This is a genomic window from Sphingomonas sp. NBWT7, from assembly GCF_014217605.1.
Classification (GTDB): Bacteria; Pseudomonadota; Alphaproteobacteria; order Sphingomonadales; family Sphingomonadaceae; genus Sphingomonas.
The window spans coordinates 838,062-863,677 of record NZ_CP043639.1 but is presented as its reverse complement, the minus strand read 5'-3'; the positions used below and the strand labels follow the sequence as shown (position 1 = coordinate 863,677).

Annotated in this window: 28 protein-coding genes and 1 tRNA gene; 4 read left to right on the top strand and 25 right to left on the bottom strand. The window is 66.3% G+C overall.

From position 1 onward, the window contains the following. Window position 1: 1 nt before the first annotated feature. From F1C10_RS04310 to F1C10_RS04270, 9 genes are read right to left on the bottom strand one after another with little or no spacing between them, the layout of a single operon-like run. The gene (locus F1C10_RS04310; protein WP_185209090.1) at window positions 2-166 is read right to left on the bottom strand and encodes a hypothetical protein; all 165 of its coding nucleotides are present in this window, start codon (window positions 164-166) and stop codon (window positions 2-4) included. Further along, window positions 163-927, bottom strand: a complete 765-nt coding sequence (locus tag F1C10_RS04305; RefSeq protein WP_185209088.1) for an MBL fold metallo-hydrolase — start codon at window positions 925-927, stop codon at window positions 163-165. The genes F1C10_RS04310 and F1C10_RS04305 overlap by 4 nt, the downstream gene beginning before the upstream one ends. Next, window positions 924-1,709: a TatD family hydrolase gene (locus F1C10_RS04300; protein ID WP_185209086.1), complete on the bottom strand. Its 786-nt coding sequence runs from the start codon at window positions 1,707-1,709 to the stop codon at window positions 924-926. Before F1C10_RS04300 ends, F1C10_RS04305 begins: the two co-directional genes overlap by 4 nt. Then, complete coding sequence (gene metG, locus F1C10_RS04295; RefSeq protein WP_185209084.1) at window positions 1,709-3,259, bottom strand: methionine--tRNA ligase; 1,551 nt, start codon at window positions 3,257-3,259, stop codon at window positions 1,709-1,711. The genes F1C10_RS04300 and metG overlap by 1 nt, the downstream gene beginning before the upstream one ends. A gap of 14 nt (window positions 3,260-3,273) precedes the next feature. Then, the gene (locus F1C10_RS04290) at window positions 3,274-4,221 is read right to left on the bottom strand and encodes an AAA family ATPase (RefSeq protein WP_185209082.1); all 948 of its coding nucleotides are present in this window, start codon (window positions 4,219-4,221) and stop codon (window positions 3,274-3,276) included. Next, on the bottom strand, window positions 4,218-4,844 hold the full coding sequence (gene tmk / locus F1C10_RS04285) for a dTMP kinase (protein ID WP_185209080.1): 627 nt from the start codon (window positions 4,842-4,844) through the stop codon (window positions 4,218-4,220). Before tmk ends, F1C10_RS04290 begins: the two co-directional genes overlap by 4 nt. After that, window positions 4,841-6,016, bottom strand: coding sequence for a D-alanyl-D-alanine carboxypeptidase family protein (locus tag F1C10_RS04280; RefSeq protein WP_185209078.1), 1,176 nt, complete (start codon window positions 6,014-6,016; stop codon window positions 4,841-4,843). Before F1C10_RS04280 ends, tmk begins: the two co-directional genes overlap by 4 nt. Before the next feature lie 58 nt (window positions 6,017-6,074). Next, window positions 6,075-6,899 carry a septal ring lytic transglycosylase RlpA family protein gene (locus tag F1C10_RS04275; protein WP_185209076.1) on the bottom strand — a complete coding sequence of 275 codons (825 nt, stop codon included), beginning with the start codon at window positions 6,897-6,899 and terminating at the stop codon, window positions 6,075-6,077. Further along, the gene (locus F1C10_RS04270) at window positions 6,883-7,923 is read right to left on the bottom strand and encodes a lytic transglycosylase domain-containing protein (protein ID WP_185209074.1); all 1,041 of its coding nucleotides are present in this window, start codon (window positions 7,921-7,923) and stop codon (window positions 6,883-6,885) included. The genes F1C10_RS04275 and F1C10_RS04270 overlap by 17 nt, the downstream gene beginning before the upstream one ends. Window positions 7,924-8,033: 110 nt before the next feature. On the opposite strand from F1C10_RS04270, the gene F1C10_RS04265 reads away from it, so the two are divergent. Beyond that, window positions 8,034-8,123, top strand: a tRNA-Ser gene (locus F1C10_RS04265). 5 nt (window positions 8,124-8,128) lie between these two features. Here F1C10_RS04265 and F1C10_RS04260 read toward each other — a convergent pair. The 14 genes from F1C10_RS04260 to rpsB form a co-directional block, all read right to left on the bottom strand. Next, on the bottom strand, window positions 8,129-8,440 hold the full coding sequence (locus tag F1C10_RS04260) for a PilZ domain-containing protein (protein WP_185209073.1): 312 nt from the start codon (window positions 8,438-8,440) through the stop codon (window positions 8,129-8,131). Window positions 8,441-8,475: 35 nt separating this feature from the next. Beyond that, the gene (gene rpmE / locus F1C10_RS04255; protein ID WP_085809655.1) at window positions 8,476-8,706 is read right to left on the bottom strand and encodes a 50S ribosomal protein L31; all 231 of its coding nucleotides are present in this window, start codon (window positions 8,704-8,706) and stop codon (window positions 8,476-8,478) included. An 80-nt stretch (window positions 8,707-8,786) separates the two neighbouring features. Further along, window positions 8,787-8,999, bottom strand: coding sequence for a hypothetical protein (locus F1C10_RS04250; protein ID WP_185209071.1), 213 nt, complete (start codon window positions 8,997-8,999; stop codon window positions 8,787-8,789). After that, window positions 8,999-9,478, bottom strand: a complete 480-nt coding sequence (gene fabZ, locus F1C10_RS04245) for a 3-hydroxyacyl-ACP dehydratase FabZ (protein WP_185209069.1) — start codon at window positions 9,476-9,478, stop codon at window positions 8,999-9,001. Before fabZ ends, F1C10_RS04250 begins: the two co-directional genes overlap by 1 nt. 11 nt (window positions 9,479-9,489) lie before the next feature. Further along, the gene (locus F1C10_RS04240) at window positions 9,490-10,137 is read right to left on the bottom strand and encodes an OmpH family outer membrane protein (RefSeq protein ID WP_185209068.1); all 648 of its coding nucleotides are present in this window, start codon (window positions 10,135-10,137) and stop codon (window positions 9,490-9,492) included. Further along, window positions 10,137-12,782 carry an outer membrane protein assembly factor BamA gene (bamA, locus tag F1C10_RS04235; protein WP_185210065.1) on the bottom strand — a complete coding sequence of 882 codons (2,646 nt, stop codon included), beginning with the start codon at window positions 12,780-12,782 and terminating at the stop codon, window positions 10,137-10,139. Before bamA ends, F1C10_RS04240 begins: the two co-directional genes overlap by 1 nt. Before the next feature lie 121 nt (window positions 12,783-12,903). Further along, window positions 12,904-14,037: an RIP metalloprotease RseP gene (gene rseP / locus F1C10_RS04230; RefSeq protein ID WP_185209066.1), complete on the bottom strand. Its 1,134-nt coding sequence runs from the start codon at window positions 14,035-14,037 to the stop codon at window positions 12,904-12,906. Further along, window positions 14,034-15,191: a 1-deoxy-D-xylulose-5-phosphate reductoisomerase gene (locus F1C10_RS04225; RefSeq protein ID WP_185209064.1), complete on the bottom strand. Its 1,158-nt coding sequence runs from the start codon at window positions 15,189-15,191 to the stop codon at window positions 14,034-14,036. The genes rseP and F1C10_RS04225 overlap by 4 nt, the downstream gene beginning before the upstream one ends. Next, window positions 15,188-15,943 carry a phosphatidate cytidylyltransferase gene (locus F1C10_RS04220; RefSeq protein WP_185210064.1) on the bottom strand — a complete coding sequence of 252 codons (756 nt, stop codon included), beginning with the start codon at window positions 15,941-15,943 and terminating at the stop codon, window positions 15,188-15,190. The genes F1C10_RS04225 and F1C10_RS04220 overlap by 4 nt, the downstream gene beginning before the upstream one ends. Window positions 15,944-15,990: 47 nt before the next feature. Next, on the bottom strand, window positions 15,991-16,644 hold the full coding sequence (gene uppS, locus F1C10_RS04215) for a polyprenyl diphosphate synthase (protein WP_258043139.1): 654 nt from the start codon (window positions 16,642-16,644) through the stop codon (window positions 15,991-15,993). 175 nt (window positions 16,645-16,819) lie between these two features. Beyond that, window positions 16,820-17,377 carry a ribosome recycling factor gene (frr, locus tag F1C10_RS04210; RefSeq protein ID WP_185209060.1) on the bottom strand — a complete coding sequence of 186 codons (558 nt, stop codon included), beginning with the start codon at window positions 17,375-17,377 and terminating at the stop codon, window positions 16,820-16,822. 2 nt (window positions 17,378-17,379) lie between these two features. Further along, window positions 17,380-18,108, bottom strand: coding sequence for a UMP kinase (gene pyrH / locus F1C10_RS04205; RefSeq protein ID WP_185209058.1), 729 nt, complete (start codon window positions 18,106-18,108; stop codon window positions 17,380-17,382). Between the two features lie 226 nt (window positions 18,109-18,334). After that, on the bottom strand, window positions 18,335-19,288 hold the full coding sequence (tsf, locus tag F1C10_RS04200; protein WP_185209056.1) for a translation elongation factor Ts: 954 nt from the start codon (window positions 19,286-19,288) through the stop codon (window positions 18,335-18,337). A 138-nt stretch (window positions 19,289-19,426) separates the two neighbouring features. Continuing rightward, the gene (gene rpsB, locus F1C10_RS04195; protein ID WP_085809645.1) at window positions 19,427-20,233 is read right to left on the bottom strand and encodes a 30S ribosomal protein S2; all 807 of its coding nucleotides are present in this window, start codon (window positions 20,231-20,233) and stop codon (window positions 19,427-19,429) included. Window positions 20,234-20,542: 309 nt separating this feature from the next. Between rpsB and F1C10_RS04190 the strand changes: the two genes are divergently transcribed. Beyond that, on the top strand, window positions 20,543-20,779 hold the full coding sequence (locus F1C10_RS04190; protein WP_185209054.1) for a hypothetical protein: 237 nt from the start codon (window positions 20,543-20,545) through the stop codon (window positions 20,777-20,779). Here the strand turns inward: F1C10_RS04190 and F1C10_RS04185 are convergent. Continuing rightward, window positions 20,718-21,584 carry a phosphatidylcholine/phosphatidylserine synthase gene (locus tag F1C10_RS04185; protein WP_185209052.1) on the bottom strand — a complete coding sequence of 289 codons (867 nt, stop codon included), beginning with the start codon at window positions 21,582-21,584 and terminating at the stop codon, window positions 20,718-20,720. The genes F1C10_RS04190 and F1C10_RS04185 overlap by 62 nt on opposite strands. Beyond that, on the bottom strand, window positions 21,581-22,315 hold the full coding sequence (locus tag F1C10_RS04180) for a phosphatidylserine decarboxylase (RefSeq protein WP_185209050.1): 735 nt from the start codon (window positions 22,313-22,315) through the stop codon (window positions 21,581-21,583). Before F1C10_RS04180 ends, F1C10_RS04185 begins: the two co-directional genes overlap by 4 nt. 142 nt (window positions 22,316-22,457) lie before the next feature. Between F1C10_RS04180 and F1C10_RS04175 the strand changes: the two genes are divergently transcribed. Together F1C10_RS04175 and F1C10_RS04170 are read left to right on the top strand one after the other, a co-directional pair. Beyond that, on the top strand, window positions 22,458-23,678 hold the full coding sequence (locus tag F1C10_RS04175) for an NADP-dependent isocitrate dehydrogenase (RefSeq protein ID WP_185209049.1): 1,221 nt from the start codon (window positions 22,458-22,460) through the stop codon (window positions 23,676-23,678). 114 nt (window positions 23,679-23,792) lie between these two features. Then, a complete protein-coding gene (locus F1C10_RS04170) occupies window positions 23,793-25,568 on the top strand; it encodes a cation:proton antiporter (protein WP_185209047.1) in 1,776 nt (591 codons plus the stop codon). Window positions 25,569-25,616 lie beyond the last annotated feature (48 nt).

Below are 25,616 nucleotides of genomic sequence, written 5' to 3'. Positions count from 1 at the left end.
GTCAGCTACCGACCAGCGCCGCGACCGCAACGACCACCGCAAAGATCGCAATCCAGATGGCGGCAAGCTTGATCGTCGTGCCGAGCGGCGGCCGGCGTGAAATCAGAGCCGCTAGCGGCAATACCAACGTGAGCGCGACCAGCACGATCTGTGCGCCGCCGGTCATAGCTCGAACGACAAACCGTCATAGCCCGGCTCCACGCCCTGCGGCAGCCTCGCGACGAGCGTCGCATAATCCATCGACTGATCCATATGCGTCAGCGCTGCACGACCGGGCTTCAAGTCCTCGATCCAGCGGAGCGCCTGGCCGAGATCGGGATGCGTCGGATGCGGTCGATCGCGAAGCGCATCGACGATCAGCAGGTCGAGCCCTGCATAGTGCGTGCGCATCGCCGCGGTCATCGCGGAGATATCGGTCGCGTAGCCTGCCGAGACACCCTGATGTTCGAACCTCAAACCTGCGGAAGTAATCGATCCGTGCGGTTGATCGACCACGCTGATGTCGATCGATCCGATCCGGAGCTGATCAGGAAGCTCATGCAGCGCGACCGTCGGCGGGTAGCCGCTGCGACCGTGGAAGACATAGCCGAACATCGCTTCTAGCCGCTCTCGCGTCGCCACCCGCGCATAACCCGGCACGGGATGGCCGAGCAGATGATAAACCTGCCGCAGGTCGTCGATGCCGAAGACGTGATCAGCGTGTTCGTGCGTCCAGATTACCGCGTCGATCTTGCCGACATCCGCCGCCAGAAGCTGCGCACGCATGTCGGGCCCGGTATCGACGAGGATCTTGGTATCCGCCGTTTCGACGAGAATGGATACGCGAGTGCGGCGATTGCGCGGTTCGCTGGGATCACATGAGCCCCAATCGTTGCCGATCCGCGGTACGCCCGACGACGTCCCCGAGCCGAGCATCGTCACCTTCATCCGTGTGTAGCCGCCGTTTTGCTGAACAGCGCATGGAAGTTACGCGTGGTAACCTCATGCAATTGTTCAAGATCGTCACCGCGTAGCATTGCCAGGAAGCTGGCGGTATCGGCAACGAACGCAGGTTCGCCCGGCTTGCCGCGATGCGGCACGGGCGCGAGGAACGGCGCGTCGGTCTCGATCAGCAATCGCTCAAGCGGCAGCCGCTTTGCCGTCTCCTGCAGATCGCGCGCGCTCTTGAACGTCACGATGCCCGACAGCGAAATATAGAAGCCGAGATCGAGCGCGACATCAGCAAAGGCCCCTGTGCCGGTGAAACAGTGGATGACGCCGGTGAACGCCCCCTTCCCCAGCTCGTCGCGCAGGATCGCCGCGGTATCCTCCTCGGCATCGCGCGTGTGGACGACGATCGGCACCCCAGCCTCGCGCGCGGCGGCGATATGAGCGCGGAAACTCGCCTGCTGCCGCGCGCGATCGGAATGGTCGTAATAATAGTCGAGCCCGCTCTCCCCGACACCAACGACGCGGGGATGCGCGGCGCGTGCGACGAGGCGCTGCGTATCGACGTGCGGATGCTGATCGGCCTCGTGCGGGTGGATACCCACCGTCGCCCAGACGTCGGGTTCGCGCTCCGCGGTGGCGAGGACGTCGTCCCACTCGCTCTCGCGCGTCGCGATGTTGAGCATCGCCGTTACGCCGCGCGCACGAGCGCGGGCGAGCACCGCCTGCTGCTCCTCCACCAGTCCCTTGTAGTTAAGGTGGCAGTGGCTGTCGGCGAGCATCAGGCGACGTCCGCCGGCAGTTCGAGGCGCGGGAAAGCGGGCGACGGTGCCGCGAGCGGCACGCCGCTGGCGGAACGGCGCGCGTACCAGTCGTCATCGTCGATCGCCGCGTGATCACGCTCGCCCTCTTCGACGGCCAGCTGATCGAGGATCGTACCGGCGCCGTTCGGCACAACGGGCAGGATGGCAATAGCGAGGATGCGGATCGCGCGGACCAGCGTCCGCAACACGGCATGCATGCGATCGGGATCCGTCTTGCGCAGGCTCCACGGCGCCTGCACGTCGATATATTGGTTGCACGCGACGACACCGCGCATCCACGCTTCGATCCCGTGGCTCAACATCAGGTCGCCGAACGCCGCCTTCAGCCCCGCTGCCGCGACGATGACTTCCTCGATCAGCGCGCCATCGGCGTCATCCGCCCGCCCCGCCTCGGGCAGCGCGCCCGCGAGGTTCTTGGCGATGAACGACAATGTTCGCTGCGCCAGATTGCCGAACGCATTGGCGAGTTCAGCGTTGACGCGCGTCACGATCGCCTCGGCGGAATAGCTGCCGTCCTGCCCGAAACTCACCTCGCGCAGCAGGAAGTAGCGTAGCGCATCCACACCGAATGCGCTCGCCAGATCGCCCGGATCGACGACGTTGCCGAGGCTCTTCGACATCTTTTCGCCGCGATGAAGTAGAAAGCCGTGGCCGAACACCGACTTGGGAAGCGCAATGCCCGCCGACATGAGGAACGCCGGCCAATAGACCGCGTGAAACCGGACGATGTCCTTGCCGATCAAATGAAGATCGGCAGGCCAATAGGGCGCGGCCTCATCGGGATAGCCGGCGCCCGTCAGATAATTGGTCAGCGCATCGACCCACACGTACATGACGTGCCCCGGGCTGTCCGGCACCGGCACCCCCCAGTCAAAGCTGGTGCGCGAGACCGACAGGTCGGACAACCCGCCCTCGACGAAGCGCATCACCTCATTGCGGCGCGATTCAGGACGGATGAAGTCGGGATTGTCGCGGTACAGGTCGAGCAGCGGCTGCTGATATTTCGACAGTCGGAAGAACCACGTTTCCTCGGCCGTCCAGGTGACGGGCGTCCCCTGCGGCGACAGCTTCTCGCCGCCTTCCCCCACAACGAGTTCCTTTTCGTCGTAGAACGCCTCGTCGCGCACCGAATACCAGCCCTCGTAGCGATCGAGGTAGAGATCGCCCGCGGCCTCCATCGCGCGCCAGATCGCCTGGCTCGCGCGATAGTGATCGGCATCGGTGGTACGGATGAAACGATCATAGGAAATCCCCAGATCGTTGCACATCGCGCGGAAAAGCGACGACATTTCCGCCGCCAGATCGGCGACGGCGACACCGCGGTCGCGCGCGGTCTGCACCATCTTCAGCCCGTGCTCGTCGGTCCCGGTCTGGAAGCGGACGTCGCAGCCCGCCTGGCGCTGGAAACGCGCGATGGCGTCGGCGGCGATCGCCTCATAGGCGTGGCCGATATGCGGCTTGCCATTGGGGTAGCTGATCGCGGTGGTGATATAGAAGGGCTCGCCCATGGGCAGCGCCTCTACTATCGCGCGAGCCGCGCGACCACCCCTGCCAGTTCGAAGACCGTGCCACCCGGATCGAGCGACAGCGAGCGCGCGCTCGCGGCGATCGCGCGCGCCTCGTCATAGGCGTCGAGCGCATCGCGCAGCGCCGCACCGGCGCGATACGGCGCCTGCTCGGCAAGGAACGTCGGCACGCGATCGAGGAACGCCTCGTAGCGCGGTTGCGCCGCCTTGAGCGACAAGGCGCGCATCAGCTTGACGCGCTCAACGTTCGCGCGGTCGCCGTCACGCGCGATCGTGCCGAGCGCCACGTCGATCTTGTCGAGATCGAGCCCGGCGAAGCGCAGCGCGCGGCCCGGGGCACCGCAACCGGCACGAACCAACGCGTCCTGCTCCTCCACGGATGCTTCTGGCAGAAGGTCGCCGAGCACCGCGCGCATGTCGCGCTCGGCCAGCGGCTCGAATCGCAGCAGGCGGCAGCGCGACCGGATCGTCGGCAGCAGGCGACCGGGCGCGTGACTGATCAGCAGGAACACAGTGCCCGCCGGCGGTTCCTCGAGGTTCTTGAGCAAAGCGTTCGCACCGGCGCGCTCGAGATCGTCGATCGCGTCGATCAGCACGACGCGGCGGGGGCCGAGCGATGGGGTCGTCGCGAACAGCGGCTGGAGGCTGCGGACCTGCGCAATGGTAATGCTGCGCGCGAGATCGCCGTCGGGCTTGCCGTCCTTCGGCAGGCGTTCGAGGATGCGGTAATCGGGATGCGCGCCGGCATCGATCAGCGATCGCGTGCGATCGTTGGCGGCGTGGCCTGCGCTTCGGGCGAGCAGGCCGATCGCCGCCTCCCGCGCGAAGGTCGCCTTGCCGATGCCCTGCGCACCGGTGAGGAGCCACGCGTGGTGGATCTGCCCGCTCGCGGCGGCTGCATCGAAGGCGGCCTGCGCCGCTGCATGACCACGGATCGTACTCATGGTAGCAGGTCGGCCAGTTCAACGAGAATCGCAGCGGTGACGGCCTCCGGAGGCCGCGCCGCGTCGACGATCCGCACGCGTGCCGGCTCGCGCTCGGCGAACCCGCGGAATGCCTCAGCGACACGGCGGTGGAAATCGTTGCCGCGCTGCGCGAACCGATCGGTGAAGCCTTGGTCGCGCAGCGCCGCGCGCCGTGCGCCCTCCTGCACCGGCAGGTCGAGCACGATCGTCCGATCGGGCAGCAGGCCGCCGCTGCCGAATGCGTGCAGCGCCATGATCGCCGCGTCGTCGATCCCGCCTGCGAGCCCCTGATAGGCACGCGTCGAATCGAGATACCGGTCGCTGATCACCCAGTGACCGAGAGCCAGCGCCGGGCGGATCACCTTCTCGACATGGTCGGCGCGCGCAGCGGCGAACAGCAGCGCCTCCGCACGCGCATCCCAGCGTGAGACCTCGCCCTGCATCAGCAGGCCGCGGATCGCCTCCGCCCCCTCGCTGCCGCCCGGCTCGCGGGTGACGACCACGGTAGCGCCGCACGCCTCGATCGCTGCCGCGAGTGCGCGCACCTGTGTCGATTTGCCCGCCCCCTCGCCCCCTTCGAGCGAGAGGAAGCGACCCGTCATCCGAACATGCCCGTCAGGCCGGCCCAGGCGCGGCCGAAGAAGCCCGCCTCCGCGACATCCGCCTCCGCGACGAGCGGCAGCGTCTGCTCGGGGAGACCGGGCGAGGTGACGACGAGATCGGCGACGTGTGCGCCGGCCTTGATCGGCGCCTTGATCGGCCCCTGATATACGACCTTCGCCGACATCGTCGGCACTGCGCCCGACGGCAGCGCAACCTTCAAGTCACGCGGCGCGACGAGCCCGACGGTCGAGGCGCCGCCCAATTGAACCTCGGCATCGCCCACTTTGCGGCCCTGCTTCACGATCGGCTTGGCCTGCCACGCGCGGAAGCCCCAATCCATGAAGCGCACCGATTCGGAGATGCGCTGGTTGAAGCTGGTCAGCCCGGCAAGCACCATGACGAGACGGCGACCGTTCTGCTCCGCCGAACCGGTGAAGCCGTAGCCCGCCTCCTCGGTATGGCCGGTCTTGAGCCCGTCGGCGCCGGCGACGCGGCCAAGCAGCGGATCGCGGTTCGCCTGCGTGATGTCGCTGCCCGAACCGAGCGTCTTGCCCCAGGTGAATTCACGCCGCGAATAGAATTGCTTGTAGAGGCTCGGATGCTCCTGGATCGTCGTCGCCGCGAGCTTTGCCAGATCGCGCGCCGTCACATAGGTGACGCCGTTGTCGGGCCAGCCGTTCGACGTGCCGTAATGGCTGTTGTCGAGCCCGATCCGCTTGGCAACCTCGTTCATCCGCTGGACGAAGGCTTCCTCGGTTCCCGAGATCCCTTCCGCCAACACGACGCAGGCGTCGTTCCCGGAAAGCACGACGATGCCGTAGAGCAGGTTCGCCACCGACACCTTCTCGCCGACCGACAGGAACATCGTCGATCCGGCCGCCGGGCCGTGCCAGCGCTGCCAGGTCTCCGGCCGCACCTCGAACTCGGTGTCGAGTTTGAGCTCGCCGCGCTTGATCATGTCGAACACGACGAACACCGTCATCATCTTCGCCATCGACGCCGGCGGCATGCGACGGTCGGCATCCTTGGCGAAGAGCACCGCGCCCGACGACAGGTCTTCCATGAACGCGACCGGCGCGACTGTCTGGAACTGCGGGGCGGAAGCGGCGGACGGATAGGCGACCGACAGCGCGATCGCGGGCAACGCGAGATACGACAGAAGCTTGGACATGGACGCTCTACTCGGGCTGGACGGTGGAAGCTGGACGGTGAAGACTGAACTGGGACGCTCACGGCTCGACGATGATCGTGGCATCGCCATAGCCGCGCCGCGCCGCCGCGTCACGTGCGCGTTCGGCGGATACGGGGTCGACGAACGGGCCGAGGCGGACGCGATACACGCCGCCCTCTCCCGTCACCAAACCGCGCAGCCGATCCGCCAATGCCCGCGCGCGGGCGGCGTTGGAGAAAGCGGCGACCTGGACGACCCGCGTGTCGGCGCCGATCGCGGCGGGCACGACGCCAAGCGAACGGCGCATGTCGGGGCGTTCGATCGGCGGCGTGTAACTCGGCAGACGGGCGCGAAGCGCACCTAGCAGCGCAGCGGGCGCATCGAGGCGTAAATTCGCCGAGCGGCCCGCGGCGAGTGAGGCGGCATCGGCCGCGTTCGCCGCGCTGGCACGCACCCGTACGGGGGCCATCGCCCGATCGCTGGTACCGAGCGCCTGCGCCGCGCCGCGCGACAGATCGATCTCGCGATCAATCCGGCCAGGGCCACGATCGTTGACGAGCACCAGGATCGTGCGCCCGCTGTCCAGCGACGTCACCTCGACGAACGAGCCGAGCGGCAGAGTGCGGTGCGCCGCCGTGATGGCACCGGGATCGAAACGACTGCCCGATGCGGTGTCGTTGCCGGCGACCTCCTCGCCGTACCAGCTGGCATAGCCGACCGCGTCGTAGCGGATCGGCGCAGCGGGGACGGCAATCGGCTGGACCGGTACCGCCGCACTATCAACTGCCGCGGCAGGTGCGAGCGGCACGCTCGGCGCGCCGCCACAAGCCGTCAGCAAGAGCAGCGCCGCAGCGCTGCCCCCACGCTCAGCGCTCGACGGCATCCGCCAAAAGCCCCACGGAGAGCGCGTAGAAATTCGAGCAATTATAATCGAGGATCACACGATAATTGCCGGTAAGAAGATACGCCGTCGCACCCGGACCGTCCGGCTCCATCAGCGTCGCGAGTACGTTGTCGCCGGGCCAGCCGCCACCCTGCGGCACGATGCCGAGCGCGCGCCACTCCGCCATCGTGCGCCACCCGCTGTGCCGCTCGAACACGCGCGGGCAGCGCGGCGAGACGAGACGGTTGGTCTGGCCACTGCGATCGAAGCCGGCGGGCACGCTGACGGCGATGCCCCATGGCTGGCCAGGCCGCCATCCGGCGTTGACGAAGTAATTGCCGATCGAAGCGAGCGTATCCGCCTGGCTGTTCCAGATATCCGCCCGCCCGTCGCCGTCGCCGTCCTTGGCGAGACGAATGTAGATCGACGGCAGAAACTGTGGATTGCCCGTCGCGCCGGCCCAGCTGCCGACCAGCGTCGAGCGCGGGATACCGCGATCGAGGATCTTGAGCGTCGCGACGAACTCGCCCGCGAACAGCGAGCGGCGACGCCCGTCATAGGCGAGCGACGCAAGACTGCGCAGCAGGTCGAAATTGCCGGTGTAGCTGCCGTAGTTCGTTTCATGCCCCCAGATTGCGACCATGATCGATTCGGGCACGCCCGTCTCCGCCTCGACCCGCATGAGGCGCGCGCGATTGGCAGCATAGGCGGTGCGCCCGCGGCCGATCCGCGCCGCATCGACGTGGCGCGCCTTGTACGGTGCGAACGGCGGAGTGGCGGTAGAGCCGGGGTTGCCCGGTTGTTGCCGGTCGAGATCGACGACGCGCTGATTGTAGGTGAGCGTCGGCAGGACGGCGTCGACCGTCGCCGGGCGTACGCCCTCACGCAGCGCCTGTGCGCGCAGCTGCGAAAGATACGCCTGAAACCCTGCTTCGCTGCGCGAAACGTCGGTTTGCGCGCCGGCGGATCCCGAAACGAGCGCGAGCGCGGACGCGGCGATGCCGATACGCAGGCGACGGAACATTGTGCTGATACCACTCACCCCCGCTGTGTGACACACGGCGGGCTCGCGCGGAACCGCCAATCATCGCCGGGCTTGCACGTATCATCGCACCGCGGCACAGGGCGTCGCACGGATGGGTGGCCGAGTGGTTTAAGGCAACGGTCTTGAAAACCGTCGTGGGTGGAAGCTCACCGTGGGTTCGAATCCCACCCCATCCGCCAGCCAGTCAGCGGGCGGCGAGACGTTCGAACGCGATCTTGTCGAGCGGCTTCTGGAATTGGCAGCCGGCGGTGAAATCATCCGCCCAGCGCACGTCGGCGGCGATCGGTCCGATCTCGGGCAGGTTGAGCCAGATCGTCGTGCCGCGACGCAGCGCCGAATAGCTCTGAATGCGCGCGCCGTGGAGCGAGATGTCGACGACCTTGCACAAGGTACGCCCGAGCCCGCCCTGCCCCACGCTCGCATCGAACGAGACCGGCGCACGCGGGCTGCGGCGCCGGCCATTCGTTTCCGCTGTTTCGAATTCCGCCGCGAACATGGCCGAACGCTACGCCCGCGGTGGTTAATCGATGGTTACTTGCGCAGCGTGAGCCCGCCGCCGAAACGCTTGTTGAAGCGCGCGACCTGACCACCGCTGTCGAGCATCTGACCCTTGCCGCCGGTCCACGCCGGATGCGCCAGCGGATCGATCTCGAGCGTCATCGTGTCGCCTTCCTTGCCCCACGTGGATCGCGTTTCGTACACGGTGCCGTCCGTCATCTGCACCTTGATCATGTGATAATCGGGGTGGGTATCTTTCTTCACATTCTGTCTCCGGGATGGCTGGTTACCGACCAGCCGAAAGGAAGGCGCGCGCCTAGCAGAGCCGCGCGGCGCACGCAATGTCAGCGCAAGGTAGCCCAGCGGCGCAGCGCGACGAGCGACCAGATCGCTTCGACCACGCCGAACGGCCATGCGCCCTGCAGGAAACCGTAGGTCGATCCGAGCGCGCAGGCGCCGGCGAACCCCAGCACCCACCAGCGCGATCGATCCTCCAGTGCGTAGCAGACGAGCATCAGGCTGACCGCGACCAACCCGAACGCGGTCAGCCGATCCATCACGCCGCCGCAGGCGGATCCGCGATCATCGCGGTGAAGGCGCATTCGGCGGCAAGCTCGCCGTCAATCAGCGCCTTGCCGGCGAACTTGCACACCCGTGCGCGCTTCTGCACGAACGACACCTCCAGCCGCAGCAGCACGCCCGGTTCCACCGGCTTGCGGAATTTCACGTCGTCGATCGACATGAAATAAACCAGCTTGCCGGTCCCCGCGAGCCCTAGGCTCTCGACCGCGAGGACGCCGGCGGCCTGCGCCAGCGCCTCGACAATCAGTACCCCCGGCATGATCGGACGGCCGGGGAAATGCCCCTGGAAGAACTGCTCGTTGATCGTCACCGCCTTGATCGCGGTGATCGATTCATCAGGCACCAGCCGCTCGACGCGATCGACGAGCAGCATCGGATAGCGATGCGGCAGCGCCGCCATCACGCGCGTTACGTCCAACGGGCCGATGGCGGCTTTGGTCGTCGTCTCGCTCATGCGACTATCGCTCAGCGGCCCTGCGGCTGCTGGCGCTGCTGCGCCGGGGCGGCAGCGGCCGGGCTCTGCTGACCCTGCTGGCCCGGCTGCCAGTTCGCCGGTGGGGTGATACCGACGCTGGGGACGAGCTTGTCGAGTTCGGCGGTAATCGCCGGCGTCACGTCGGCTGCCGGCTGCGCGAACAGCGCGGCTTCCGGGCGGAGCAGCAGCGTCACGTTGCGCGCGCGCACCGCCGCCTGGACGGCGTCGTTCAGCTTGGCGCTGATCTGCTCGATCGCATACGCCTCGGCGCGCTGCGCCGGCTGCGTCAGACGGCCGAGCTCCTGCTGCGCTGCCTGCTGCTTGGTCTGGATCGCCTGCGCCTGCGGACGAAGCGATGCCTCGCTTGCGCCGGGCGCACGTGCGGCGGTCTGATAAGCGGTGACGAGCGGGCGCAGCTCGTTCTCGATCGCGGTGCGGCGCGCGGTCGCCTGATCGATCTGCGTCTTGTACTGCGTTTGAATCTGGCCGCGCGCGGCCGTCCAGGCGCGCGAATTCGCGACTGCCTGCTCGGGGTTGGCGACGGCGATGCCCGACACCTGCGCACTGGCCGAACCGGCGGCAATGGCGGCCGGCGCGACGAGCGCGGCGGCGAGCAGCATGGTCTTGATCTTGGTCATCAGAACTGAGTCCCTACGTTGAAGGTGATGAGCTTGTCGTCGTCGCCCGGCTGCTTCTTCAGCGCGCGGGCGATATCGATGCGCAGCGGGCCGAACGGCGACGTCCAGTTGACGCCGAAGCCGACCGAGATGCGCGGCGACGGCGAATCGCCGAGGAACCGCTCGAGGAACGGCTGCGCACGGATCTGCGGCGTGTTGGGCAGAATGCCGTTACAATTGCCGTTGCCGTCGGGAAGGCCGGCAGCGCAGGTCGTCGTCACCGCCAACCCCTGCGCATTGGCATAGGAGAACAACGGGTTACCCGCGGTATCGGTGATCGGCAGCGGCAGCACGACGGTATTGCCCGCGGCATCGGTCGTCGTCGGGAAGGTCACCGTCGGCAGCGGGCGCCGGATGTTGAACAGGCTGCCCGCCTGAACATAGACCGACGGCCGCAGCCCGAGTTCGCGCGCGCCGGAGCCGAGCGGGATCTCGAGCTCGAGCCGCGAAAGGTAATAGGCCTTGCCGCCCAGCGCGTCGTCGGTGATCTGCTGACGATCGGTGATCAGGATCTGCTTGCCGGTCGCATCGGTCGTGTACGGCAGACGCTGCACACGCGGCCCGACGCCGCGAATGTCGAACCCGCGGAACTGCGGTTCGCCCAGATAGAAGCGGTCGGTAATGCGCACCGCGTCGACGCCTTCGCCGCGATCACCTTCGAACGAGAAGATGTAGCCGCCTTCCGCCAGCGCGGACAGAATGAAGCCGCCGCCCAGCCCCCAGTATTTCGCGGCATCGGCGCGCGTACGCAGATACTTCACGTCACCGCCGAGGCCGGCGAAATCCTGGCTGAAGGTGAAGCGCTGCCCCGCCGACGGACGAAGCCGGCTATTGAGGCTGTCGTAGATCAGCGAGTAGCCGATCGAGGACGTCAGGCGGTTGCCCAGCGCCTCGCACAGATAGCGGCCGGCGAGAATACGATCGCACTGCCCGTCGCGGAAGAAGGTGTCGCGATCGAGGCCGACCTCATCGTACGACAGGCCGTAGCGCGCCGACAGCGACCAGAATTCGGTCAGCGGCACGCCCGCGCGGAGCTGGAACCCGGTCGAGACCTGGCTATAGGTCGTCTCGCGGTTGTTGTTGACGAAGTTGAACGCGTTGAAGTCACGGCGGAACACATCGACGCCGACAGCAATATTCTTGTCGAACAGATACGGCTCGGTGAAGCCGACCTCGACCGACTTCGAATAGCTCGAATAATTGACGCCGAGACGCAATTCCTGGCCCTTGCCGCGGAAGTTGCGCTGCGTGATGTTGAACTGGACGATGAACCGCTCGAGGCTTGAGAAGCCGGCCGACAGCTGCAGCTCGCCCGTTGCCTTCTCCTCGACGTTCGCACCCAGGATGACGCGATCGGGCGTCGTGCCCGGCGTCTGCTTGATCTCGAACTTTTCCTGGAAGTAACCCAGGCTGTTGATGCGGTCCTGCGAGCGCTTCACCTGGAAGCTGTTGAACGCGTCGCCCTCAGCCAGGCGGATCTCGCGCCGGATCACCTTGTCCTGCGTTTGCGTATTGCCGGTGATGTCGATCCGCTCGATGTACGAGCGCTTGGCTTCCGCGATGTGGAAGTTGATCGACATCGTCAGCGCGTCCTTGTCGCGCTGGAACTCGGGGTTGATCTCGGTGAAGGCGTAACCGAACAGGCCGGTCGTCTGGCTCAGCCCGTCGACGGTGTCCTCGACCAGCTTGGCGTTGTACCAGTCGCCCTTCTTCACCGCGAGCGTCTTGGCGAGCGCCTTGTCGTCGAAGTCCCGGATATCGCTGTCGACCGTCACGTCGCCGAACTTGTAGCGCGGGCCTTCCTCCACCACGTAAGTGATGATGAAGTCTTCCTTGTCCGGCGTCAGCTCGGCGACGGCGCTCGTCACGCGGAAGTCTGCATAGCCCTCAGTCAGGTAGAACTGACGCAGCTTCTGCTGGTCGTAGGCGAGGCGATCCTGGTCGTAGGTCGTGTTCGACGACAGCAGACGGAACAGGCGCGCCTGCTTGGTCACCATCTGCTCGCGCAGCTTGTCGTCGGAGAATACCTCGTTGCCGATGATGTTGATCTGGCGGACCTTGGACTTCGGCCCCTCGCTGATCTCGAACACCACGTCGACGCGGTTCTGGTCTAGCGCGACCATCTTCGGATCGACGCTGGCGGCGAAACGGCCCTGGCGGCGATAGAGTTCGACGATGCGCGCGACATCCTGCCGCACCGCGCTACGCGTGAACACCTGCCGCGGCTTGAGCTTGATCTCCTTGGTGATCTTATCTTCCTTGAGGCGCTTGTTGCCTTCAAGGATCACGCGGTTGATGATCGGGTTCTCGCGCACGCGCAGTACGATGTCGCCCGTCTCGGCGCCGGCCACCGTCACGTCGGCGAACAGATCGCTGGCGTAAAGGTCCTTGATCGCCTGATCGAGCGACTCGTTGGTATAGGTCTGGCCGATCCGCAGCTTGGTATAGCTGAGCGCGGTTTCCGGCTCGATACGCTGCGACCCTTCGACGCGCAGCGAACGGATTACCCGCTGTACCGGCGGCGCGACGGGTGCCGGCGTCGCCTGTTGCGCACCAGAAGGCGCCGCGCTCTGCGCCACGGCGACCGACGGTACGCCAGCGAGCATGGTGCAGCCGAGCAGCAATGCTGCCGAGCGCGAACGAGCAGACGAAGTGTTCAAAACAGTCACCAATCCCACCCCGGTAAGCCCAAACAAGCCCCTGCGCGCGCGCCCTGCCCTTGATTCGTCAACCGATCAAGCGGGCGAGGTTGCGCCAAAGGCCGAAATTCCCAAGATCGTTGAACGTCACCAGCAGCATCAGGGCAAGGATCGCGGCGAGCCCGCCGCGGAATGCCCATTCCTGCACTGCCGGGCCGACCGGGCGGCGTCGCACCGCCTCGATTGCGTAGAAGAGAAGGTGGCCGCCATCCAGCATCGGGACTGGCAGCAGGTTGATGAACCCGAGATTGATAGAAACCAGCGCGATGAGGAAGACGAACGCATCCGGGCCAAGCGTGATCTGCTCGCCCGATACCTTGGCGATCGACAGCGGCCCGCCAAGCTCCTTTACCGAGCGTCGCCCGCTGATGATCTGGCCGATCGTCTCGACCATCATCGACACGATCTCTCCCGTCCGCCGCAGCCCGACGACAGGCGCCTCGAGCAGACCGACCGGCACCGTGACGCGCTCGCCGCGGCCGATGCCGAGCATGCCGATGCGATAGCGGTTGCCGAAGCGATCGACCTGCTCCTGCACGCCGAGCGTCACCGGCAGCGTCACCGGCTGGCCGCGGCGCTCCAACGCGACGTCGATCGCCTCGCCGGGATGGATCCGCGTGTAGGACAGCATGTCTTCGAAGATCGCGATATCGCGGTCGCCAAGCCGAACGATGCGATCGCCCGCCTGCAACCCGGCGCGTGCCGCCGCGCTGCCGGCGATGACCTCGCCGACGACGGGCGGCGTGCGCGTATCGCCATAGGCCAGCGCGAAGCCTGACAGGATTAGAATGGCGAGCGCGAAATTGACGATCGGTCCGGCCGCGACGATGATCGCGCGCTGCCACACCGGTTTCGCCTGGAAGGTCTGCGCGCGCTCCTCGGCCGGCAGCGCAAGCCATTCGGCCGACGGCTGGCTGACCGCGTTCATGTCGCCGGCGAAGCGGACGTAGCCGCCCAATGGCATCCACCCGATCTTCCACCGCGTACCGCGCCTGTCGGTCCAGCCGGCGATCTCGCGCCCGAAGCCGATCGAGAAGGCGTCGGATTTCACGCCGAAGAAGCGCGCGGCGAGATAATGGCCCATCTCGTGAACGAACACGAGCGGTCCGATCACCAGCGCGAAGGCGAGCAGCGTCAGCAGCAGGCCGGGGGTTTCAATCAAGCAACGCGTTCCTTCACACGCTCTTCCGCCAGCACCCGCGCCTCGCGATCGACGTGCAACACCGCGTCGAGCGTATCCGGTGCCGCCGGATCGTAGCATGCCAGCGTATCGGCGACGATTGCGGCGATTTCGAGGAACCCGAGCCGCCCCGCGAGAAACGCCGCCACCGCCACCTCGTTCGCGGCGTTGAGAATCGCCGGGCGTGCGCCGCCCGCCTCGAGCGCGGCACGTGCCAGCGCGAGTGCGGGGAAGCGCACGAGGTCCGGCGCCTCGAAGTCCAGCCGCCCGACCTTGACGAGGTCGAGCCGCTCGCCCGGCGTCGCCATGCGATCGGGCCAGGCGAGCGCGCAGGCGATCGGCGTGCGCATGTCTGGCGTGCCGAGCTGCGCGATCACGGAGCCGTCGACATATTCCACCATCGAATGGATCACCGACTGGCGGTGGACAACGATCTCGATCTGCTCGCTTGCGACGGGGAACAGGTGGAACGCCTCGATCAACTCGAGCCCCTTGTTCATCATCGTCGCCGAATCGACCGAGATTTTCGCGCCCATCGACCAGTTGGGATGCGCCACCGCCTGCGCCGGCGTGATATCGCGCATCGCGTCGAGCGGTCGATCGCGGAACGGCCCGCCGCTCGCCGTCAGGATGATCCGGCTCACGCGATCGGCAAGCGCGCGATCAAGACACTGGAAGATTGCGCTGTGCTCGCTGTCGACGGGCAGCAGCGTCGCGCCGTGGCACGCGACCGCGGCGTTCATCACGTCGCCCGCGGAGACCAGCGCCTCCTTGTTCGCAAGCGCCAGCGTATTGCCCTGCTCCGCCGCCGCCATCGACGGGCGCAGGCCGGCGCAGCCGACGATCGCCGCGACCGTGACGTCCGCCGGCATCGCCGCCGCCTCAGTAACAGCTGCCTCGCCTCCCGCTGCCTCGACGCCCGTACCGGCGAGTGCCGTCCGCAGGGCAGACAGGCACGTCTCGTCTGCCACGACGGCCCTCTTGGCGCGCGTTCGGATCGCCGCCGCGGCGAGCCGATCGACGTCGCAATTGGCGGTCAATGCGACGACGGAAAAAGCGTCGGGCGATCGCTCGACCAGATCGAGCGTCGACGTACCGATCGATCCGGTCGCGCCGAGAATAGTGATCGTTTTCATCGGTAGAGGTAGGGCGCGACGACGAGCAGCGCTGCGAGCGGCGCGACGGGAACCACGCCGTCGAGCCGATCGAGCACGCCGCCGTGCCCCGGCAGGATGTTGCCCGAATCCTTGACGCCCGCGCGACGCTTGAGCCAGCTCTCATAAAGGTCGCCGCCCTGCGCGATCACTGCGAGCACCGGCGTCGCCAGCGTCATCCGCCATGGCAGACCAAACCGCACATGCAGGATCGCCGCGAGCGCGCTCGCCGCCGCCACGCCGCCGATCAGCCCCGCCCATGTCTTGTTCGGCGACAGCTTCGGCGCGAGTTTCGGCCCGCCGATCGAGCGGCCGCTAAAGAACGCTCCAATATCGGTTGCCCACACCAGCGACAGCGCCCAGAACGCCCAGAGCAGCCCCTCTTCCTGCCGCCGCAGGAACACCAGCGCAAGAACGGGCAGCCCGCAATAGATCACACCGACGCCGAGCGCGCTGCGCCGCGTTACCGCCGCGGCGAAGAACGCCGCGCCCGCCAGCAGACCGAGCGAGAAGAAATCGTGCACCACCAGCACCAGCGATGCCGGCGCCATCACCGCAAGCGGCACCGACAGGCTATATTGCGTAATCCGCTTCTGCCGCGCAGGCGCATGCTGGAGATCGGACCATTCCGCCATCATGAACAGCGCAATCACGACCGCGAGCAGCCAGAAGGCGATCCCGCCGAACCACAGCGCCGCGCTCGCGATCGCGATCATCGCGACGCTGGCGATCATCCGCAGGCGAAGGTTCGACGGCGTGCGCACCTTGGCGTCAGGTGTCGTCACAAACCTCCGAACCGGCGCTGACGATTGCCGAACGCCGCAACCGCCGCGTCAAGATCCGCCGCGCCGAAATCGGGCCACAGCGTGTCGACGAACAGCAACTCCGCATAGGCAGCCTGCCACAGCAGGAAGTTCGACAGGCGATGCTCGCCCGAGGTACGGATTAACAGATCGAGCGGCGGCAGGTCGCGCGTCTCGAGCTCGGCCTCGATCGACGCCGCGTCGATCTGCTCGGGTGCCAGGCGCGCAGCCACGCTCTGCGCCGCGCGTACCAATTCCGCCTGTGCGCCGTAGTTCAGCGCGATCGCCAGGATCGGGCCGCTATTGCCCGCGCACCGCGCCACCGCGTCGTCGATCAGCGCGACGACGTCGGTCGGGAAGCGGCGGTAATCGCCGAGGATGCGTAATCGGACGTTCTCACGCACGAGCTCGGCAAGATCGCTGCGGATGAACAGCCGCAGCAGCCCCATCAGGTCGCCGATCTCCTCCTCGGGCCGGCGCCAGTTCTCCGACGAGAAGGCGTAGATGGTGAGTGCTTCGATGCCGATCGCGCGCGCGTGGCGCGTCACGCGCCGCACCGCCTCGACACCCGCCTTGTGCCCGGCGGCGCGCGGTAGCAGGCGCTTCTTCGCCCAGCGGCCGTTGCCATCCATGATGATCGCAACGTGACGCGGCAGCGCGCCCCCGCCCGCAACGAGCTTCGGCGCCGTGCTCACCCTCGGGTACCTTCAACAGCGCGGCGCGACACGCGGCGCGGCAGTTCGCTCCACGCGGCACGAATGCGGCGCGGCGACCAAGACCCGGCGGGGCAGAAGGCCGAGCCTCGGCTCACTTACCGAGGATTTCCTTTTCCTTGGCACTCGCGGCGACGTCGATCTCGGCGATTGTCGCGTCGGTCAGTTTCTGGACTTCGGTCTCGAGACGCTTGCGATCGTCCTCGCCGAACACGCCCTTCTTCTCGTCGAGCTTCAGGCTATCCATCCCGTCGCGCCGCACGTTGCGCACCGCCACCTTGGCCTTCTCCGAATAGGAGCCGGCAAGCTTCGCGAGCTCCTTGCGCCGCTCCTCGGTCAGATCGGGGATCGGGAGGCGAAGCGTCTGCCCGTCGTTGATCGGATTGAGCCCCAGGCCTGCCGAGCGGATCGCCTTCTCCACCGGGCCAACGTTGCTCTTGTCCCACACCTGCACCGAAATCATTCGCGGCTCGGGCACCGAGACGGTTGCGACCTGGTTGAGCGGCATGTGCGATCCGTACACTTCGACCGTGACGGGATCGAGCAGCGCGGTCGACGCGCGGCCGGTGCGCAGCCCCGCGAGGTCGCCCTTCAGCGCCTCGACGGCCCCTGCCATGCGGCGCTCCAGATCGGCCTTGTCATAGGCGGCCATGCTCAGTCTCCTGCTCGTTCCTGGACGATCGTCGACACACCCTCGCCACCCAGAACCGCGGCGAAATTGCCGTGCTCGCGAATGTTGAAGACGACGATCGGAATATTCGAATCACGGCACAGCGCCACCGCGCTCGCGTCCATCACCTTGAGGTTCTTGGACAAGACGGTGTCGTACGAGATCGTATCGTACCGCTTGGCGTCCGCCACCTTCTTGGGATCGGCGTCATAGATGCCGTCTACACTGGTGCCCTTGAACAAGGCATCGCAGTTCATCTCGGCCGCACGCAGAGCGGCACCGCTGTCGGTGGTGAAGAACGGCGACCCCACGCCCGCAGCGAAGATCACGACACGGTTCTTCTCGAGATGGCGGACGGCGCGGCGGCGGATGAACGGCTCGCAAACCGATTCCATCGGAATGGCGGATTGCACGCGCGTGTCGATGCCGATCTGCTCGAGCGCATTCTGCACTGCCAGCGCGTTCATCACCGTCGCCAGCATGCCCATGTAATCGGCGGTAGCGCGCTCGAAGCCCTTGGCCGCCGCGGCGAGCCCGCGGAAGATATTGCCGCCGCCGACGACGACGCACAGCTCGTAGCCCTGCGCCTTAACGTCGGCGATCTCCTCTGCCACGCGCGCCGTGACAGCGGGGTCGATCGCGAGCCCGCCCTCGCCCATCAGCACCTCACCCGACAGCTTCAAGAGGATGCGTTTGTAGGGCCGGTCGGTCATGCGTCTCGATCAATAGGTAAAGCGGTGGAGACCTTTAGGGATCAGGCCTAATCCCCGCAACAGCTGTTCGGTCCATTGTGTGGCTACGCGTGTGCGATCGGCGCGCGGTCGACCAAACAAGAAAACGGGCCCGAACCACACCGCCACACAGGCACCAAACGGCGCTTGTGCGACGATGCAGCCGGACCCGCTCTCGTCTACGTGGCGGAGCGACCCGCCACGGGCGTCACGCCGTCGGCACGGCCTGCGTGTTCTGGGGCACGCCCGAGGCAGCCGCGACTTCCGCCGCGAAGTCCGATGCTTCCTTCTCGATGCCTTCGCCGAGCTGGAAGCGGACATAGTCCTTGAGCACGATCGTCGCGCCGGCGTCCTTGCCCGCCTTCGCCACGACGTCGCTGATCTTGGTCTTGCCGTCCATCACGAACAGCTGGCTGACCAGCGCATGCTCCTTGCGGTACTTTGCGATCGAGCCCTCGACCATCTTGGCGATGATGTCCGCCGGCTTGCTGCTCTCGCCCGCCTTCTCGGCAGCGATCGCGCGCTCGCGCTCGATCTCGGCCTCGTCGAGATCCGCCTCGTTCAGCGCCTTCGGGAAGGCGGCGGCGACGTGCATCGCGAGCTGCTTGCCCAAGCTCTGCAGCACGTCGTCCGACGCGTCGCTCTCGAGCGCGACGAGCACGCCGATCTTGCCGAGGCCCGGCGACTGCTGGTTGTGGACGTAGCCGACAACCGCGCCCTTTGACACTTCGAGTGTCTTCGCGCGGCGCAGCGACTGGTTCTCACCGATCGTCGCGACGTTGTTCGTCAGCACTTCCTCGACGGTCTTGCCGCTCGGCATCGCCTGTGCCTTGAGCGAATCGACGTCACCACTGGTCGCGAGCGCGATCTGCGTCACTTCGCGAACGAACTGCTGGAACTGATCGTTCTTGGCCACGAAGTCGGTTTCCGAATTGACCTCGACCGCCGCGCCCTTGGTGCCGCTGGTGGCGACGCCGACGAGCCCCTCGGCCGCGGTGCGGCTCGACTTCTTGGCGGCCGCCGCAAGGCCCTTGGTGCGCAGCCAGTCCATCGCTGCGTCCATGTCGCCGCCGGTCTCGTTCAGCGCCTTCTTGCAATCCATCATGCCGGCGCCGCTCTTCTCGCGCAGCTCCTTGACCATCGCTGCCGTGATATCGGCCATCTTCGCTATCCTTGTGTCTGTAACGGATCGTGCCGTGCCTGCCGCTGCTCCCCCGGCCACCAGATAGCGGCGGGACGGGCGGCGACGCGCACGGCACGACTGGTTCGGCGGCCGGCGGTTAGGCCGGCCATGTTTCAGTTACGCGTCGACCTGGCGCGATTCCTCGGTGCCGGCGTCGGCCACGACCGGATCGCTGCCGAGCGCTTCCTCCGCGGGCGGCTCGGCCATCGCGCCGAAATCGACACCGCCGCGGCGCTGCTGCTCGTTACTGCCGCGCGTCGAGGCAATCGCCACCGCCTCGCAATACAGCCGGATCGCACGGCTCGCGTCGTCATTCGCCGGCACCGGGAAGGCGATGCCGTCCGGCGACACGTTCGAATCGAGGATCGCGACGACGGGGATGCCGAGCGTGTTGGCTTCCTTAATCGCCAGCTCTTCCTTGTTGGCGTCGATCACGAACATGATGTCGGGCACGCCGCCCATGTCGCGGATCCCGCCCAGGCTCATTTCGAGCTTGTCCTTCTCGCGGGTAAGCTGCAGCACTTCCTTCTTGGTAAGGCCGGCAGTGTTGCCCGACAGCTGCTCCTCGAGCGCCTTCAGACGCTTGATCGAGTTGGAGATCGTCTTCCAGTTGGTGAGCATGCCGCCCAGCCAGCGGTGGTTGACGAAATGCTGCCCCGCGCGGCGCGCGGCGTCGGCGACCGGCTCCTGCGCCTGGCGCTTGGTGCCGACGAACAGCACCTTGCCGCCGCCGGCGACGGTCGAGCTGATGAATTCGAGCGCGCGCGCGAACAACGGCACGGTCTGCGACAGGTCGATGATGTGGACGCCGTTGCGGTCACCGAACAAATACGGCTTCATCTTCGGGTTCCAGCGGTGGGTCTGGTGGCCGAAGTGCGCGCCGGTTTCGATAAGCTGCTGCATCGTGACGACTGGTGCCGCCATAGTCTGTGTTCCTTCCGGTTATGCCTCTGGGAAGCGGATGACGCGAGCCTGAAAGGCGGCGCACCGGTTGATGATGCTTCCCATGCGGAGTTGAGGGCCGCGCCTGTAGCAGATCGCAGGCTGAATGCAACGCTTGACTGACCCGAACATAAGTGGAACAAGCGTCGGAACAGAACGCGAACCGAGCGCGATGAGCCAACAAATTTCAGGTTTCACGTGTAAATGGTTCAATGTTGACGGAATTTTAGGGAACCAAATTTCGCTGAGCGAATTTCAGCGTTCTGGTTCGCGGCAAAAGGGAGGCGAACAATGATGTCGTTGGTTAGCTTTGGTGTCTTCGCCGGCACGTTCGGCATCTCCGCCTACGCGATCGCCGCGACCGTTGTGCCGCGCGTCGATCGCATCGTCGCCGCTCTGCGCGGGCAGTCGCAGACGCAATTCCATCCGCTCGCCACACTGGTGCAGGCAGAGCGGCGCATCGCCGTCAGGCGGTGGGCGGCGCAGCCACGCCCCGTTCCGTCGCAGCGGTTGCGCGCAGCCGCTTGACCCGAGCGTAGTTCGCGATGCTGAACGGTATCGCAAGCAAATAGCCGAGGCTTAGCGCGCTAGTCGTGTGCCACGGGGCTGTTACAGCAGCGGCTCCAGCAATCACCACCACTGCCAGCGCTTCGAAGCGGATGTTGCGACGCAGGCGCAGCGACGACCACGACCAAGTCGCGATGCTCGACACCATGAGGATCGCAACGAACGCCGTCCACGGCGCCACCAAATAGGGCGAGCGCAGGATCGGCTCTTCGGTCCAGAACCACAGAAAGATCGGCAGGAAGGCGAGACCGGCGCCGGCGGGGGCCGGCACGCCGGTGAGGAAACCGGCCGATTTGTGTGGCTGTTCGTCGGCATCGATCGCCGCGTTGAACCGCGCGAGCCGAAGCGCACAGAACACCGCCAGCATCAGCGACGCAATCCACCCGAACCGCGGCAGCGTCGACAGCGACCAGAGATAGAGGATCAGCGCTGGCGAGACGCCGAAGGAGATCGCATCGGCAAGCGAATCGAGTTCGGCGCCGAAGCGGCTCTCGCCGTGCAGCATGCGTGCGATCCGGCCATCGATCCCGTCGAGAACACCCGCGAGCAGCACGAACGCGATCGCGAGCTGCCAGTGCATCGCAGCGCGCTCGGCGAGCGTCACCAGGTCGACGCCCGTATGCAGCGGAAGATCGTTTTCCATCGATCGGGCCTTGATCGCGAACTGCACGCCGCTGAGGCCCGAGCACAGCGCGAGCGCGGTGACGGCATTCGGTGCAACGGCGCGCAGCGGCAGCCCGCGGCGCGATCGGATCGGTCGCCTCACTGCGCGACGCCCGACGCCGGCGCGACGCCTGCGCGTCCCAGGATCGTCTCGCCGGCGATCGCGCGCTGGCCGAGCGCGACCTGCGGCGCATAGCCCGCCGGTAGATAGACGTCGACGCGACTGCCGAACCGGATCAGCCCGACGCGCTGGCCTGCGGCGACCATGTCACCGACCTTGACGAAGCCCATGATGCGGCGCGCCACCAGTCCCGCGATCTGCGTGAAGCCGACCTTGCGCCCGTCATGCCCCTCGACAACGAAATGCTGGCGCTCATTGTCCTCCGACGCCTTGTCGAGATCGGCGTTGAGGAACTTGCCCGAAATGTACACGACCTGGCGGATCGTTCCGGCGATCGGCGCGCGATTGATGTGCACGTCGAACACGCTCATGAACACCGACACGCGCGTCAGCCGGCCTTCACCGAGCTCGCCCGTCAGTTCGCGGGGCACGGGTACGTCGGCGATCATCGTCACCAGTCCATCCGCCGGGGAAACGATCAGGTCCTCACCGCGCGGCGTAGTGCGGATCGGATCGCGGAAGAACGCCGCGACCCAGATCGTCAGTCCCAGCAGCGGCCAGAAGAATACGTTGTGCACGATCGTCATCAGCAGCGTGATGCCGAACGCGATCGCAACGAACTTCTGCCCCTCGGGGTGCACGGCGGGGAAACGCCACTTTACGGTGGTGGTGACGGGAAGGCCGGCGGCCTCGGGTTTCTCGAGCGATGGCATGGCGCTGCGTGTAGCGATGCGATCCGATGCGCACAACGAAAGGGTGGCGCCATCCGTGCGATCGCCAGCGCCCGATGGTTGATCCCCTGCCCCCTTCCCCCTATCGCCGCGCCAACCCTCCCCCTCGAAGGAACAAGCGAACATGGCCAAGATCAAGGTGAAAACGCCCGTCGTGGAGATCGACGGCGACGAGATGACGCGGATTATTTGGGAATGGATCCGCGAGCGCCTGATCAAGCCGTACCTCGATATCGAACTCGACTATTACGACCTCGGGGTCGAGAAGCGCGACGAGACGAACGACCAGATCACGATCGACAGCGCGTACGCCACGCAGAAGTACGGCGTTGCGGTGAAATGCGCCACGATCACGCCCGACGAGGCGCGCGTCGAGGAATTCGGCCTCAAGCAGATGTGGAAGTCGCCCAACGGTACGATCCGCAACATCCTGGGCGGCGTGATCTTCCGCGAGCCGATCGTGATCAAGAACGTCCCCCGCCTGATCCCGGGCTGGACGCACCCGATCGTCGTCGGCCGTCACGCTTTCGGCGACCAGTATCGCGCGACCGACTTCAAGGTGCCCGGCAAGGGCAAGCTGACGATGAAGTTTGAGGGCGAGGACGGTACCGTCATCGAGAAGGACGTCTACGATTTCCCCGAAGCCGGTGTCGCGATGGGCATGTACAATCTCGACCAGTCGATCCGCGATTTCGCCCGCGCCTCGATGAACTACAGCCTTGGCCGCGGCTGGCCGCTGTACCTCAGCACCAAGAACACGATTCTCAAGGCCTATGACGGCCGCTTCAAGGATCTGTTCGCCGAGATCTTCGAGGCGGAGTTCACCGACAAGTTCAAGGCAGCTGGCATCGTCTACGAGCACCGTCTGATCGACGACATGGTCGCCTCCGCGCTGAAGTGGAGCGGCGAGTTCGTGTGGGCGTGCAAGAACTATGACGGTGACGTTCAGTCGGATCAGGTCGCGCAGGGCTTCGGGTCGCTCGGCCTGATGACGTCGGTGCTGATGACGCCTGACGGCAAGACGATCGAGGCCGAGGCGGCGCACGGCACCGTCACGCGCCACTATCGTCAGCACCAGCAGGGCAAGGCGACGTCGACCAACCCGATCGCGTCGATCTTCGCCTGGACCGGCGGGCTCAAGTATCGCGGCAAGTTCGACGGCACGCCCGACGTCACGCGCTTTGCCGAGACGCTCGAGCAGGTTTGCATCGAGACGGTCGAGAACGGCGACATGACCAAGGATCTCGCGATCCTGATTGGTCCCGACCAGAAGTGGATGACGACCGAGCAGTTCTTCGAAGCGGTTCGCCAGAACCTTGAAAACAAGATGGCCAACTGGGCCTAACGCTCCCGCGTCAAGCACGGATCGGGGCGGTCGGCATGTTCCGGCCGCCCTTTTTCGTACCAAAGTGGCATGCGGGCCGGGACAAGCGGCGCCATTCACGTATACGGAAGCGTTATGGCGCTACGATTGGACAATGAGGGTTTTTCGGACGCGCTGGTGATCCTGGGGGCGGCCGGCCTGGTCATTCCGGCCTTCGCCCGCTTCAGGGTCAGCCCAGTGATCGGGTTCATTCTGGTGGGGCTGCTTGTCGGGCCGTCCGGGCTCGGCGCGCACGTCGATCTTGCACCCTGGCTCTATTACGTCACGATTTCCGATCCCGAATCGATCGAGCCGTTCGCCGAATTCGGCATCATCCTGCTGCTCTTCTCGATTGGGCTGGAACTGTCGTTCCGCCGCTTGTGGACGATGCGGCGGCTGGTGTTCGGCACCGGCCCGGCGGAACTCATTGGTTCCGCGATGATCATCGGTACCGCGCTGCACCTGCTGGGCCAGGAATGGCCAGGTGCGATCGGTCTCGGCCTGGCGCTCGCTCTCTCTTCAACGGCGCTCGTCCTTCCTTTGGTCGGGACGACCGGCGCGGTTGGTCGCGGGGCGTTCGCGATGCTGCTGTTCGAGGATCTTGCGCTCGTTCCGATCATCTTCGCGCTCGGCGCGCTCGCGCCGACGGCGGGCGCGGACGGAAGCGCTTCGATCGGGCTCGTTGCGCTGCGCGGTGGGCTGACGGTAGTGGCGATGTACGTTGGCGGCCGCTTCGTCCTGCCGCGCCTGTTCGCGCAGGCGGCACGCACAAAGAGCCCAGAACTGTTCCTCGCCGCATCGCTCCTGGTGGTAATCGTCGCCAGCGTTGCGACCACGGCGGCGGGCCTCTCGCCGATCGTCGGCGCGCTGCTCGCCGGCCTCCTGATCGCCGAGACCGAATATCATACCGAGGTCGAGATCATGACCGCCCCGTTCATGGGGCTCGCGCTCGGCGTCTTTCTCATCACTGTGGGCATGAGCCTCGATCTGCGCTCGATCGCGGAGAACTGGTCGACACTGCTGCTCGCCGTCGCGGGCGTGGTCGCGGTGAAGACGGTCGTCACCTTTCTGCTGCTTCGTGTCGCCAATGCGCGCGCCGGCGTCGCGGCGGAGACCGGACTGCTGATGGGTAGTCCGTCCGAGACCACCCTTATCGTCCTCGCCACCGCCGCGCAGGCGCAACTTATCCTCCCCTCGACGGCGGCGTTCTGGCAGACCGTCACCGCGATCGGGCTTACGATCACGCCGCTGCTCGCAAAGGTCGGCAACGCACTATCGCGGCGTATTGAATATGGTGGCGAACCCGCGGCGGAACCGGCACGGGACCCAGGCCGCGCGGTGATTATCGGCTTCGGGCGCGTCGGTCAGCTCGTCGCGGACATGATGACCAAGCATCAGATCGCCTATGTCGCGGTCGAGGCGGACATCGATGTCGTCAAAGCCGCACGCGCCGCGGGACAGCCCGTAATGTTCGGCGACGTCATCAGGCCGGAACTGGTCGACCGGCTCGATCTCGATCAGGCGCGGGCCTTGATCCTGACGATGGACGATCCGGTGCTGACCGTTCGCCTCGCTCGCCGCGTTCGCGCGCTTGCGCCGGAGCTGCCAATCATTGCCCGCGCACGCGATGCGACGCATGCCGCCGAACTGTACCGCGCCGGCGTGACCGACGCCGTGCCCGAGACGCTCGAAAGCTCGCTGCAATTGTCCGAAGCCGTGCTCGTCGATCTTGGCGTCGCGATGGGACCGGTGATCGCCTCGATCCACGAGAAGCGCGACGAGTTGCGCCAGACGATCCGCGCGCAGGCCGAGCTCGACCGCGAGCCCCGGATCAGGCGACTCCGTCGCAAGGACGAACTCGGCACGCTATAGGGGACGGCAACCAATCGCCGCCGATCGCGGGCCGAAGCTGCTGCTGAT